The organism is Paenibacillus glycanilyticus (genome assembly GCF_051200795.1).
Classification (GTDB): domain Bacteria; phylum Bacillota; class Bacilli; order Paenibacillales; family Paenibacillaceae; genus Pristimantibacillus; species Pristimantibacillus glycanilyticus.
Window position 1 is genome coordinate 3,704,704 of record NZ_CP195155.1, and the last position, 12,586, is coordinate 3,717,289.

Below are 12,586 nucleotides of genomic sequence, written 5' to 3' on the forward strand. Positions count from 1 at the left end.
TTCCTCCTAGAGTATTATTGCAATTTTTGAATGCGGTCCCATTGGCTTACGATATCCGTTACCCGTACACCAAAGTTCTCATCAATGACGACAACCTCACCCTTGGCAATCAGCTTGTTGTTCACCAGGATGTCGACAGGTTCGCCGGCCAGCTTGTCCAGCTCGATAATGGAGCCTTGGGACAATTCCAGAATATCCTTAATTTGCTTTTGGGTCCTACCTAATTCTACGGTAACTTTAAGCGGTATGTCGAGAAGTAAATTGAGGTTTGTCTCATCTGCTTGCACATATGGCGCTTGGTTGAAGTTGGCGAACTGTACAGGCTGAACATTTACGTTTCGGCTTGCCGCGTGACCATAGGTCTGAGGACCCATAGGCTGCATCGGAATATCGAACGCCGCGCTTTGCTGATAAGGATTATACGGCTGATTGTATTGCGATGCCGCTGCCGCCGGAGCTTGCTGGTACGGATCCTGGTAAGCCGGCTGCGGAGCCGGTGCAGGAGCTGGCGTTACCGCTGCCGCCGGTGCCGGTGTTGGCGCAGGCGCAGGAGCCGGAGTAGCCGCAATCTCTTCCTCAACGTCCCCCATCAGAATCGCAACCATCTGCTTCGCAAACGGTACGGGCAGAAGCTGCATGATGGTGGAATCTATTAAATCTCCAATCGTCAATCGGAAAGAGATTTTGATAAACACGTCTTCAGGCGGGAGCTGTCCCATTCCGCCGCCGCTGTCTACATCGAGAATGTCGATACCCGGAGGCGAAATATTAACGAAGCGGTTAAAAATCGTAGACATCGATGTCGCGGAGGAACCCATCATCTGGTTCATCGCTTCCTGAACGGCGCTGATATGAATCTCGTTCAGCTCCTGAAGCGTTACATCCCCTTCTCCGCCGAGCATAAGGTCGGCAATGACCTGCGCGTCCTTTGTTTTGATCACTAGCGAATTAATCCCCTGGAACCCGTCTACGTACTGTACGCTGACCGCCACATGAGGCTTGGGAAACTCGTTCGCAAGATCCTCGCGTTTAATGAAGGTAACCTGAGGCGTCGTAATATCGACTTTCTTGCCTAGCAAGGTAGATAAAGCCGTTGCCGCGCTGCCAAACGTGATATTGCCAATTTCCCCCAGAGCATCCTGCTCGATGGAAGACAAGAAGTCCGACAGCTGATATTCGGAAGCCTGCGATTGCGATGAGGCGAGCTCGCTGGCTGTCTGATTAAGCAACGCGTCTATTTCCTCTTGCGATAAATAATCTTTACTCGTCATTTTCTTCTTCCGCTCCTTCGCTGACAACTTGATCCACTTGCACGGCTATCCGATCCTTGACGGAGCCCGGACTTCCGATAAACTTCAGCTTCTCGCCAACCTTGATGCGGAGGCCGTCATCTATCGGTTTATTTAACGAAATGACGTCACCTACCGCGAGACCCAAAAATTCCTTGATCGTAATGACCGATTCGCCAAGCTCGGCAACGATTGGGAGCTTCGCTTTGCTTACGCGCTGCTCCAGCATTTCGACTTCCTCTGGAATCCTCTCTTTTTTCTGGGAGACAAACCAGTGGTGAGCAGACAACCGCGGCATAATCGGTTCAATAACGACATGAGGGATACATAAATTGATCATCCCCGTCGTATCTCCGATCTTCGTGCTAAGCGAGATCAATGCGATCGTTTCGTTTGGCGAGACAATCTGCATGAATTGCGGATTCGTCTCCAGCGCCTCCAGACGAGGTGATATATCTATGATCGTCTTCCATGCTTCCTGCAAGCTTTCAAACGCCCTGGCGAAAATCCGTTCCATAATAATGGTCTCGATCTCCGTCAGATTGTTGATCTTGGAAGGCGCCATCCCCTGCCCGCCGAGCATTCTGTCCAGCATCGCATAAGCAACGTTAGGATGAACCTCGAGCACCATGCGCCCTTCCAGCGGCTCCGCTTCAAATATGTTCAGAATCGTCATCTTCGGTATCGAGCGGATAAATTCATCGTACGGCAGCTGCTCGACCTGCACGACATTGATCTGAACGAACGTACGAAGCTGCGCTGAGAAATAGGTTGTCAAATATCGCGCGAAGTTTTCGTGTATGCGTGTTAAGCTTCGTATGTGATCCTTCGAGAATCGAGTAGCGCGCTTGAAATCATAGACTCTAACTTTTCGCGTAACCTCTTCTTTTTTCAGCTCATCCGCATCCATCTCACCCGATGACAAAGCAGCTAGCAGCGCGTCTATCTCATTCTGCGATAGTACATCAACCAATTCTCTCACCCCCTTCAAGGAATGTCGGCAACAAGCTTATAACTGCTGCATGATAAAATTCGTAATTTCCACTTTAACCAGCTTTTTGCCTTCCGGCAGAATCGGATTAATCAAGTTCAGAAGCTTCGATTCCAGCATATCCTCGCCTTGCGAGCCGTTAAGCTCAGCTGCCGTCAAATCGGCAACGGTACGGTTAATGATTGGCCTTACTTCAATTTCAAGGATCTTGTCGAACTCTTCCTTTGTCTTCTTGCTGTCGAGCTGGAACGCAAAGCTCATTACTACGACATAGTCCGAATCTTTCAGGTTGCGTTTGAAATCCTTCAGCTCGGATGTAACGGATACCAGCTCGTCCGCGGAAAGATGCTTCACCGTAACGGGTGCCTTTTCCGGATCGGGCTTATCCGTGTCGTTAAAAAATGATTTGTACATGATGATGGATACAATTGCGATCAGCGTAATTGCTAGCAAGGTTGTGACTAGCCATGGCAACATTTTTTTCATCTCTATGGACCCTCCGTATGTTCGATCTTCTGGGTCGCTGCAAGAACGCCGATTGAACGAATATAACTCTGAATTAGCTGTACCAGCTCGGCTGCGCTCTCCGTTACGATAAACTTCTTGCCCGTAGTGAGCGTTATGATCGTATCCGGAGTTTCTTCTATCAATTCGATTAGAAGAGCGTTAATCATCAGCTTTGAGCCATTCAATCGAGTTACGGTAATCATAAGCTCCCCCCTCGCTGATTCGGGGGCTGATAACAGCCCCCTTCAGTCATGACCGATGGCTATTGCGCGAAGCTATTAACGTTTCAGGTTAACGACCTCTTGCAAAATCTCATCGGATGTGGTGATGATGCGTGAATTCGCCTGGAAGCCGCGCTGGGCAACGATCATCTCGGTAAATTCGTTCGTCAGGTCGACGTTCGACATTTCCAGCTGGCCCGCGATAATGGCACCCGTGCCAAGTTCAGCATCATCCGCCGTTACAATCTCGAACTCGCCGTCCGGATTGGCATTGGCCGTTACCCGGTACAGGTTGCCGCCTACTTTTTCCAGACCGCTCGGGTTAACCACTTTTACGACCCCAAGCTGCGCGACGGCTTCCGTACCGTCCGCCGTTACCGCCAGAATCGAGCCGTCTTGACCGATCGAGAAGGAGGTTACGTCCTCTCCGAGCACGATTGGCTCGCCGTCGGAGGAAAGAACAAACATGCCGTCGGCATTAACAAGCTGTCTGTTGCCATCCAAGGTGAAGTTGCCCGCGCGCGTCAGATAAGTAGGAGAATCCCCTCCGGCCGATACCGCGAAGAAGCCGTCTCCGTCAATGCGAAGGTCGGTTGGCACGTTCGTCGTCATCGCGCTGCCCGGCGTATGGATCGTATCGATCGAAGAGATCGTTACGCCAAGACCAATCTGCTTCGCGTTGACGCCGCCCTGCTCCCCTTCGAGAGACGCGGTAACGCCTGAAGTGGTCTGGCTCAGAATATCGCTGAACATAACGCGGCCGCCCTTGAATCCTACCGTATTAACGTTAGCGATGTTGTTGCCGATTACGTCAAGCTTTGTCTGGAAACCGCGCATACCCGATACGCCGGAATACATGGATCTAAGCATTTATATAACTCCTCCTAAAAAGAAATGGACTTCCGGATCTTTTGCGTAATGGCTGCTTCAGTCGGTCGGCAGCCAAAGGGCCCCCTTAGCGGTCCAGCCCTAGCTTAAGATCACCGCGCTGTCGATATTCGTAAACACATTGCTCTGCATTTGCTTGCCGTCCATCGCCGTAACTACCGTCCGGCTGGGGACATTTACGATCATCGCAATGTCTTTCATTACAATTAAAGAATCTTTTGCGCCTTTAGACTCGGCTTCGTCCACCGCGTTCATAATCTTGGTCAACGATTCAGGCTGCAGCTGAATTCCTCGCTGCTTCATCCGCACTTCCGCGTGCTGGCTGAATTTAAGCACCTTGGCATCAAGCATATCCTTGAAGCCGCCGGCTTGCTGCGGACGCGTTGCCGCATTCTTGGCACCGGTCAGTGGCGGCGCCCCGACAGGAAACAGATGGCTGATTTTCACTCCGTCACTCATGCGGAACCATCTTCCTGTTCGGTTGAACTTGAATGTGTATCCGCCGTTCCCTCCGTGCTCCCGGTGGTCTCTTCACTTCCGTCGCCGGATTGATTAGCTTCCGGTGCTTTATCGGATACCGTCACGACATCGCTAAGCTTAATCATCGTTTCATCCGCAAATTTGGCATACAAAGTACCGTCCTGAGAAACGATGGAATTGACCGTGTCGTACATCAGCTTGGTCTGGCCTGCGTCATCCAGCTCGTACCAGGAAACGGTTTTTCCGATAATCGAAGATGCCGTGCCCAGATTTTGATTAAGCAGGGAAAGCTGATCCGACATATTCATCAGCTGCTCAACGGAAGTAAACTGAGCCATCTGCGTAATGAACGCTGCGTTATCCTGCGGCTGCAGCGGATCCTGGTTTTTCAGCTGGGTCACGAGCAATTCCAGAAACGCATCCTTGCCTAACGCATTTTTGTCGGTATCCTTGCCAGCGGCCTTTACGTTCGAAGTGCTGTAATTCGGCCACATGACTTTCGAAGATACTGTCGCCATAAACTCACCTCCATCCTACACGCGTACCGTCTAAGGAGCTTTTGATTATGCCGTCACATTGACGGCTCGTCCGTAGCCTAAATCCTGTATCGCCTGCTGCTCGGCAACATCAGACTCAAAATCCTCCTGCAACCCGTCGCCTTTGGATTTATTTTGATTGGAAAAAGCCTGCTGACCGGTTCCTTGACCATGCTGGCCGTTGGATAAATGCGCGGCCGATTGGCCGTACGTTACTTCAAGCTTGTCGACCGACAAGCCTTGCTGCTGCAAAGCAACTCTTAACTGCGCCATTTGATTGTCAAGCGCATCCTTAGCGCTTGCGTTATCGGCATGGAACAATGCCGTAAGTTGTCCGTTATGCATCGTTATGCGCACATCAACCTGTCCAAGCTCTTTGGGAAATAGCTGAATAGTCGCTTCCGACATGCCGTTACCATGCTTGATGTCCAGCTTTTGAATGAAATCCTTCATGTTATCCGCGAAATCGGTAACCGGAACGGACGCTTGGACAACGGGGGTTAGCTTTGCTGCATGGGGCGCCGTTTGACGAATGACATCAGCAAACGATTGGCCGGCTGTTACGGTAGGTACCTGCTCGTCCGTTTCGCCGGACGCTTCCGTCTCTTCCTTCGTAACTTGCTGATCGGTTGTCGCCGCTAGCGCAACCGGATGTACCGCGCGTTCTGTTAATCGCTGCAAATGAACGGATATTGCAGGGGCAGCAGCTGTAACCGTGATTTCCGGCGCTTGCTCTGCGGATACGACCGGCGTCTCGGTACGAACGCTCAGGTCCTTCTGCTTTTGGACGAATTGCTGCAAAGCCTCAAGCTGTTGTCCAATCAGTTGAACCGGCTCCTGAAGTCCGATTTGCTTCATGGTCCCTTCCTGCATTGCCGTTTGAAGCTGCAGCAAGGAATCCTGAACCTTGCTTACGATTGCGGCCAGCTGCTGATTCGAATTCTGATCCCCTGCGGGTGGCTGATTGGAAGCGTCGCCCCTTGGAGTCTGAAGCTGTACCGGCATCGGAATCCCTAGCAGTGCAAGCAAAGCCTGCAGTTGATCCAGCATGGAAGCTGGCTCCGACGTATCCTGATCCTGGCTATCAGCCGATGGGTCGGACAAATCCGACTTGATCTTTTCCAGATCCGCGAGCAATTGATCGATGATTTCCATCAGGTCAGCCGTTGCATCGGTCAGAACATCCGAGTCCGTTACGGCAGCAGTGTCAGCCGCAGCTGTCGCTCCGCCTGTTGCAGCCTGATTGTTTGCCGATACATCCTTTATTGCTTGCGCTTCCTTGCCGGAAGCGGCTTGCTGCGCGTTGTCAGCCTTATCCGCCGCAGACGAAGCTGCGCCGGTTTTATCCGAAGCGCCTTTGTCGCCTTTCATCTGAGTCGCAAGCGTCTTTTGAAATTTGTCATTTCCGCCGGATTTCGCTTGAGTCGATGCGTTGTTTGCAGTCGCGGCTGGTGCCGGCGTTGCGGCTTGAGGAATGATCATCTCCATTAATTGATTCACCTCCTCTCTCTTAGCTGCCTGCCATGAGCTTAGACATCAGTTGAGCGGTAATCGTTTGATTAATGCCGGACATTTCCGCCAAAATTCCGGAACGAGTCTTGTCATCCACGGTATTCAGAATGCGGATCACTTTACTTGGGCTGATATCCGCCATTTTAATTAACAGTTCCCCTGCGCTTTTGGCATCCATTGCTGCGAATGTAGCGCTCAATTGATTGCTGCTCAGCTGCGAGGAAGGCTGCTTGGTTTCCGTCGGCTTGGCTTTTTTCAGCTCAGCCTGCAGCGCGGCAATCTGTCTGTCCTTCGCCGTTACGGTATCCTTCAGCGCCATCGTTGCGTCGGCCGCCGTTTGAGGGTTCATTTTTTCCAGAATCCGAACTCTGTCGTCCGGTCTCATGGAATCCAATACAAGCACCATTTCATCCATGGTCATGCTTTGCAGAATCGGAGCAGCTTTACTTGGGGTAATTTTGCTGTACATGCTCGCAAGCTCTTGGATTTTCGCCTGATAAGCGGCGTCGTCCGCTGCTTTTTCTTCATTAGAAGACTTAAGCGAATCAATCTGATCCTGCATGCTTTTTAATTCCTGCTCTTGGGCTGCCTTCGTCTGGTTGGTTTGGGCAAGCTCGGCTTCCTTCTCCTGCAGCTGCGCCTGGAGCTCATCGATCTTACGGCTCATGTTGGCTGATTTCAGCTGGTCGTCGTTAGCTTTTCCGTCAGCTGTCTTGGGATCGGGAAGTACATCCTTCAGATAGGGAATCGAGTTGCCGATCTCCAGCATTTGATTACGGGTTTCCGTATTAAACAAAATATATAACGCGCCCAAAAGGACTATCGTAAACAAGATCGGCGTCATAAAAAACATCAACCGTTCGAAGCCGCTGTACCCCTGCTTCTCCATTTCCATATCCGACACTGTCATTCACTCCCTTTACCTTGCGCCGCAGATCATGATGGAAGGGATACCTTGAAGCGGTTGGTAGCCATTTCATCCAGCTCGTTCTGTTCCTTGATCTGCATTACATGCCGGAACCGGTCTTTGGCATGCTCTTTCGCTTTAAGCCAAACCTTCTCATCCTTCATTCGGTCCGCGAGGTTTGTCCGGTTGTATTCAACCTTTCGTTCAGCCTGCCTGACATCCGTAAGCTTGCTTGATATGCAGGAATCCAAATATTCCAGATAATGCTGCATCAGCTGCAGCTCAGCGAGAGAAACAGCTTCATTCGAGCTCTCGTGCTGCTTGGTTTCCCATTCTGCCCGTTTCGTCCGCAGCTCCGAAAGACTTAGTTCTTCCGCCTGCAGAACACCAATTGCGGAAGATAGCTGCCACTCAGCCTGCGTCTTCTCGCTCGACTTCAAGTCTACGATTTTTTGATAAGCGTATCGAAAGGCTGCCATTTACCCGTCGTCATCTCCCGTGGAATTCCTGAATTAATCTTTCTTTTGAATCGGCCAAAGTGACCTTTTCGTTTGTCTTTTGCCTTGTAAATTGATAGATTGCGTCAATATTTTCGATGGCCGTATCAATTTTTTCGTTTGTACCCCTCTGGTACGCCCCTATATTGATGAGGTCTTCCGAATCTCTATAAACAGAGAGTAACATCTTTAACTGATTTGCTGCTTCCTGATGCTCTTCCGTCACGATTTCCTTCATGACGCGGCTGACAGACGCCAGAACATCGATAGCAGGAAAATGCCCTTTATTCGCTAACTGCCTGTTAAGCACGATGTGACCGTCCAATATGCCGCGCACCGCGTCGGCGATCGGTTCGTTCATGTCGTCGCCGTCAACCAGAACGGTATAGAATGCGGTAATCGAGCCGTTAGGCCCTGTTCCCGCCCGTTCCAGAAGCTTGGGGAGTGTTGCGAATACGGAAGGCGTGTAGCCTCTAGTGGCAGGCGGCTCGCCGATGGCAAGGCCAACTTCGCGCTGAGCCATGGCGTAACGGGTAACCGAGTCCATCATCAGCATGACGTTTAATCCGCGGTCGCGGAAATATTCCGCAATGGAAGTTGCGATAAGAGCTCCCTTAATCCGGATTAGAGCAGGCTGATCGGAGGTTGCTACAATTACAACCGAGCGGGCAAGTCCTTCAGGACCAAGATCCTTCTCGATAAATTCGAGCACCTCGCGGCCGCGTTCGCCAATTAATGCAATGACGTTGACGTCAGCGGAAGTATTGCGGGCGATCATGCCAAGCAGCGTGCTTTTACCGACGCCCGAGCCTGCAAAAATACCTACGCGCTGGCCTCTGCCAACGGTAAGCAAACCGTCAATCGCGCGAACGCCAATGCTCAAAGTTTCCTGTACCCGGGGACGCGCAAGCGGATTGCTAGGCTCATTGTGGGTCGAGTACTGCTGCATGCGGCTGGGCAAAAAAGATCCGTCAAGCGGCTGACCCAAACCGTCAAGCACCTTGCCAAGCAATTCGGAACCAACCTGCACCGATAACGGCTTTCCGGTCCCGACAACGTCGCAGCCCGGGCTTATCGCATGCAATTCGCCCAAAGGCATTAGAATGACTTTATTGTCACGGAAGCCTACGACCTCGGCTTTAATCGGTTTGGCACCTTTTGCCGGGTAGATCAGGCAGACATCGCCGATGCTTGCATCCGGTCCTTCCGATTCCACGGTAAGACCGATAACCTGCGTGACCTTGCCGTTCACGCGTATAGGGTCAAGATGACGAAGCTGGTCCATATATTTGGAGCTGTCCAGTTTAATACCGTTCATCCGGCATGCTCCGTTCTTCATGGCTTTGGTTGGCAAGCTGTACAAGTTCGCGCTTGATCTCGGACAATTGCGTATCAATCCGCGCATCTATGCTTCCGTAAGCGGAACGGATGACGCAACCGAAATCTTTAACCGTTGCGTCGGGAATAATCTGAAGCTCAGCCTGCGAGTCGATAACAAGATTAAGCTCTTCCCTCGCCGCCTGGACAAAAGCTAGCTGCCCCGGAGCAACGCATAGGGCGATAACGCCTTGTTCCCTTCGCCTCGACAATGCTTTGCGGATTAGTTCAAGTGCCATTTCAGGCGCTTCCGACAGCTGTCTGCCGATTACTTTTTCCGAGATAGAGACGCTAAGCTCTACCAGAAAAGGCTCAGCCTCTTGAATAATCTGCTCTCGCATCTCGTAAGCGGATTTCAGAACGGCATTGGCTTCTTCCAGACGGCTTTCCCATTCCTGCCGCATAGCCTGCTCGGCATGCGCTTGGCCTTCAGCATAACCTTGCTCAAAGCCTGCTTGACGGGAAGCTTCGGAATGCCTTTCATCTTCCAGCCGTTTCTCAAGCCACCAGGCATCGATATCGGCTTCGGCTTTTGCCAGCATTTGCTCGCTTTGTTCGCCTGCTTCGCGAATACGTTCTTCTGCAAAAATTTGTGCATCCGAGATGATCTGGTCGCGAATGGAGATGGTCTCTTCATCCGGGCCTGCCTCTTCAATAATCTCTTCGGTCACCGCTACTTGCTCAGCAGCATGTTTGTTAAGCCAATAGAGCTGTTTCAGCTGATCAAGCGCGATTACGCTTGAAGACTTTATCAAATTAGACAATGATATCATCTCCTCCGCCGCGGGCGATGATGATCTCGCCGGCTTCTTCTAGCCTGCGAATCGTAGCGACGATACGGGTCTGAGCCTCTTCAACGTCACGCAGCCGGACAGGACCCATAAATTCCATTTCTTCCTTGAACGTATCGGACATCCGCTTCGACATGTTGCGGAAGATCGCTTCCCGCACTTCCTCGCTTGCCACCTTGAGGGCGAGCTGAAGATCGGCATTCTCCACATCGCGGATAATGCGCTGAATCGAACGGTTGTCGATATTGACGATATCTTCGAAGACGAACATGCGTTTTTTGATTTCTTCCGCCAATTCCGGATCTTCGATTTCGAGAGCATCCAGAATGGTTCGTTCCGTACCGCGGTCTACGCCGTTCAAAATTTGAACGATCGAATCGATGCCGCCTGCATTCGTATAGTCCTGTGTTACCGTAGCAGAAAGTTTTTGCTCAAGAACGCGTTCAACCTGACTGATAACCTCAGGCGAAGTACTGTCCATCAAGGCAATTCTGCGGGCAACGTCCGCCTGCTTCTCTTGCGGCAAGGACGATAAAATATGCGAGGATTGCTCGGACTGCAGATACGATAGGACGAGCGCGATTGTCTGCGAGTTCTCGTTTTGGATAAAGTTAAGGATTTGCGTCGGTTCCGCCTTGCGGGCAAAGTCGAACGGTCTGACTTGAAGCGTAGCCGTCAATCGGTTAATGACTTCAACAGCCTTCTGTTCGCCAAGCGCCTTCTCCAAAATCTCTTTCGCGTACGAGATACCGCCTTGCGAAATATATTCTTGCGCCAGACAGATTTGATGAAAATCGCTCAATATCTGTTCTCTCTCCGCACTGTCTACTTTGCGGACATTGGCAATTTCGAGAGTAAGCTGTTCGATCTCTTCTTCTCTCAAATGTTTAAAAATTTGGGCGGATACTTCTGGCCCGAGCGTAATAAGCAGAATCGCCGCCTTTTGCCGACCGGTTAATCCATTAAGCGGTTTTGCCACGGGAGCCACCTCTATTCATCCACAAGCCAGGTGCGGAGCAAGTTGACGAACTCTTCCGGCTTGCGTTTGGCGAGTGTTTCGAGATTTTTTCTTGCCTGACTGTCATTATTAACTGTTTCAAAATCAATCGTAGGGAATTCCGGTTTAGCCGGCGTTTCCATCAACGCGGCTGCTTCGGCTGCTGCCGCTTCTTCAGCTTGTTTTCTGCGTCTGCGGACAAGCATAATGGCAAGACCGCCGATCAAAGCAAGCGCCGCTGCGCCAAGTCCAATCGCCCATTGCATCGACAGACCGCTGGAAGAAGTTCCCGCATCCGTTGCCGCGAAATTCTGACCGAGAATTGTAACCTTTTTCGCAATCATTGCGTCATCATTAACATCTTGACCGGAATCAGCCAGCTGCGCGCGGACAAGCGAGCTAAGGAAATTCGTTAACTCTTGCCGGGATTGATCCGTGAGCTTGCTCTGTTCAACACCGATGCTGATCGACAAATCCTTCAGCTGGTACGGTGCGGATTCAATCTGATTGTTAATGCGGTCGTAATCATAGTTGGTTACCCGCGAGTTTTGCTCGGAAGAACCGTTCGTATTATCCGTTGCCGTATAACCCGGTACATCCGTTTCTCCCGTACCGGCGACACCGCCTGCATTAGCCGAACCATTGGTTGTTGTGCTGTTGTCTTGTTGTTCACTTACGATAATGCCGTTATTGTTGTTGTTCTCAAGCGGTCTGACCAGGTTCTCCTGAGTCACCTTCTTGTCGAAGTTAAAGCTGCTGGCAACGCTGATAACGAGATTGTCTCCAAGCATCGGAGCCAGGAACTGCTGGATATTTTTCTTCACTTCGGCTTCGTACTTCCGTTGAATCATGAAGTGGCTTTCCGCAGCATCGGTTGCAGCGCCAATCTTGTTGCCGTCGATTTCGGAGGAAACCAGCTCGCCTTGCGGGCTAGAGATCGTGATATCCTGAATCGCAAGCTTCGGAACCGCCGTCTTCACCAGATTGTAATAGCCGTCAACCTCTTGCTGGCTTGGACGGTAACCCGGCGTAAAGTTCATCATGATGGAAGCGGATGCCTGTTCCTTCTCTTCCGGAGTCAGGAATACCGATTCCTTCGGAAGGTTGATGAGCACTTTCGAGCTCTGCACGCCTTGCATCCGGTTCAGTAATTGCTGCACCTCTCCGTTTAGAGCGTTAATGTACTTCACGTTAAATTCATTCTCGGTTTGTCCGAAAGCACTTCCGCCTTCAAAAGCTTCGAATCCGATCGATCCGTTCTGCACAAGACCCTGTGAACCAACGTCAACCCGGGTTCTCGTCGCTACCGCGCTAGGTACCGAGATGCTCTGACCGTCCGCGCTTAATTTATAAGGAATACCGTTTCCGTCCAAATAAGTCATTATTGCTGCCGCATCTGTGGTGTCAAGGTTTTGAAATGCTACTTCGTAATCCGTTCTTGTGAATATGTAAGTCAAAATCACGATTGTTAACAACAATGCACCAATGGATGCCCCCAGCCCTATTTTTTGTTTTTTGCCCATCTGCCCCCAAAACTGCGTAAGTCTTTGGCGGTATTGGGCGATTCTTTCGTTCACGTTGTCACCTCACCCA

The 12,586-nt window shown here is 51.0% G+C and carries 14 protein-coding genes; all 14 read right to left on the reverse strand.

What is annotated here, in order from left to right:
- Positions 1 to 14: 14 nt before the first annotated feature.
- Positions 15 to 1,271: a flagellar motor switch phosphatase FliY gene (gene fliY, locus ACR9FF_RS17105; RefSeq protein ID WP_435163212.1), complete on the reverse strand. Its 1,257-nt coding sequence runs from the start codon at positions 1,269 to 1,271 to the stop codon at positions 15 to 17.
- Positions 1,261 to 2,262 (reverse strand): flagellar motor switch protein FliM, encoded by a 1,002-nt coding sequence (gene fliM, locus ACR9FF_RS17110; protein ID WP_127495822.1) that lies wholly within the window; start codon positions 2,260 to 2,262, stop codon positions 1,261 to 1,263. Before fliM ends, fliY begins: the two co-directional genes overlap by 11 nt.
- A 36-nt stretch (positions 2,263 to 2,298) precedes the next feature.
- Positions 2,299 to 2,766 carry a flagellar basal body-associated FliL family protein gene (locus tag ACR9FF_RS17115; RefSeq protein WP_127495823.1) on the reverse strand — a complete coding sequence of 156 codons (468 nt, stop codon included), beginning with the start codon at positions 2,764 to 2,766 and terminating at the stop codon, positions 2,299 to 2,301.
- A gap of 2 nt (positions 2,767 to 2,768) precedes the next feature.
- Entirely contained in the window at positions 2,769 to 2,990 is a 222-nt protein-coding gene (locus ACR9FF_RS17120) for a flagellar FlbD family protein (protein WP_127495824.1), read from the reverse strand.
- 75 nt (positions 2,991 to 3,065) lie between these two features.
- The gene (flgG, locus tag ACR9FF_RS17125) at positions 3,066 to 3,878 is read right to left on the reverse strand and encodes a flagellar basal body rod protein FlgG (protein WP_132305630.1); all 813 of its coding nucleotides are present in this window, start codon (positions 3,876 to 3,878) and stop codon (positions 3,066 to 3,068) included.
- 99 nt (positions 3,879 to 3,977) lie between these two features.
- A complete protein-coding gene (locus ACR9FF_RS17130) occupies positions 3,978 to 4,355 on the reverse strand; it encodes a TIGR02530 family flagellar biosynthesis protein (protein ID WP_248756806.1) in 378 nt (125 codons plus the stop codon).
- Positions 4,352 to 4,894, reverse strand: a complete 543-nt coding sequence (locus ACR9FF_RS17135; protein WP_435163216.1) for a flagellar hook capping FlgD N-terminal domain-containing protein — start codon at positions 4,892 to 4,894, stop codon at positions 4,352 to 4,354. The genes ACR9FF_RS17130 and ACR9FF_RS17135 overlap by 4 nt, the downstream gene beginning before the upstream one ends.
- 45 nt (positions 4,895 to 4,939) lie before the next feature.
- Entirely contained in the window at positions 4,940 to 6,400 is a 1,461-nt protein-coding gene (locus tag ACR9FF_RS17140) for a flagellar hook-length control protein FliK (RefSeq protein ID WP_435163218.1), read from the reverse strand.
- A 22-nt stretch (positions 6,401 to 6,422) separates the two neighbouring features.
- Positions 6,423 to 7,319, reverse strand: coding sequence for a MotE family protein (locus ACR9FF_RS17145; protein ID WP_248756836.1), 897 nt, complete (start codon positions 7,317 to 7,319; stop codon positions 6,423 to 6,425).
- Positions 7,320 to 7,360: 41 nt separating this feature from the next.
- Positions 7,361 to 7,810: a flagellar export protein FliJ gene (gene fliJ / locus ACR9FF_RS17150; RefSeq protein ID WP_435163220.1), complete on the reverse strand. Its 450-nt coding sequence runs from the start codon at positions 7,808 to 7,810 to the stop codon at positions 7,361 to 7,363.
- Between the two features lie 10 nt (positions 7,811 to 7,820).
- The gene (fliI, locus tag ACR9FF_RS17155) at positions 7,821 to 9,146 is read right to left on the reverse strand and encodes a flagellar protein export ATPase FliI (RefSeq protein ID WP_317981844.1); all 1,326 of its coding nucleotides are present in this window, start codon (positions 9,144 to 9,146) and stop codon (positions 7,821 to 7,823) included.
- On the reverse strand, positions 9,133 to 9,969 hold the full coding sequence (locus tag ACR9FF_RS17160) for a FliH/SctL family protein (protein WP_201000556.1): 837 nt from the start codon (positions 9,967 to 9,969) through the stop codon (positions 9,133 to 9,135). Before ACR9FF_RS17160 ends, fliI begins: the two co-directional genes overlap by 14 nt.
- Complete coding sequence (gene fliG / locus ACR9FF_RS17165) at positions 9,962 to 10,975, reverse strand: flagellar motor switch protein FliG (RefSeq protein ID WP_015845031.1); 1,014 nt, start codon at positions 10,973 to 10,975, stop codon at positions 9,962 to 9,964. Before fliG ends, ACR9FF_RS17160 begins: the two co-directional genes overlap by 8 nt.
- Positions 10,976 to 10,986: 11 nt before the next feature.
- Positions 10,987 to 12,570: a flagellar basal-body MS-ring/collar protein FliF gene (gene fliF, locus ACR9FF_RS17170; protein ID WP_127495833.1), complete on the reverse strand. Its 1,584-nt coding sequence runs from the start codon at positions 12,568 to 12,570 to the stop codon at positions 10,987 to 10,989.
- Positions 12,571 to 12,586 lie beyond the last annotated feature (16 nt).

Excerpts from the sequence above, each read along its gene's own strand:
- fliY (WP_435163212.1), bottom strand. The coding sequence starts at position 1,271 with ATGACGAGTAAAGATTATTTATCGCAAGAGGAAATAGACGCGTTGCTT.
- ACR9FF_RS17115 (WP_127495823.1), bottom strand. The coding sequence starts at position 2,766 with ATGAAAAAAATGTTGCCATGGCTAGTCACAACCTTGCTAGCAATTACG.
- ACR9FF_RS17120 (WP_127495824.1), bottom strand. The coding sequence starts at position 2,990 with ATGATTACCGTAACTCGATTGAATGGCTCAAAGCTGATGATTAACGCT.
- flgG (WP_132305630.1), bottom strand. The coding sequence starts at position 3,878 with ATGCTTAGATCCATGTATTCCGGCGTATCGGGTATGCGCGGTTTCCAG.
- ACR9FF_RS17130 (WP_248756806.1), bottom strand. The coding sequence starts at position 4,355 with ATGAGTGACGGAGTGAAAATCAGCCATCTGTTTCCTGTCGGGGCGCCG.
- ACR9FF_RS17135 (WP_435163216.1), bottom strand. The coding sequence starts at position 4,894 with ATGGCGACAGTATCTTCGAAAGTCATGTGGCCGAATTACAGCACTTCG.
- ACR9FF_RS17140 (WP_435163218.1), bottom strand. The coding sequence starts at position 6,400 with ATGGAGATGATCATTCCTCAAGCCGCAACGCCGGCACCAGCCGCGACT.
- ACR9FF_RS17145 (WP_248756836.1), bottom strand. The coding sequence starts at position 7,319 with ATGGAAATGGAGAAGCAGGGGTACAGCGGCTTCGAACGGTTGATGTTT.
- fliJ (WP_435163220.1), bottom strand. The coding sequence starts at position 7,810 with ATGGCAGCCTTTCGATACGCTTATCAAAAAATCGTAGACTTGAAGTCG.
- fliI (WP_317981844.1), bottom strand. The coding sequence starts at position 9,146 with ATGAACGGTATTAAACTGGACAGCTCCAAATATATGGACCAGCTTCGT.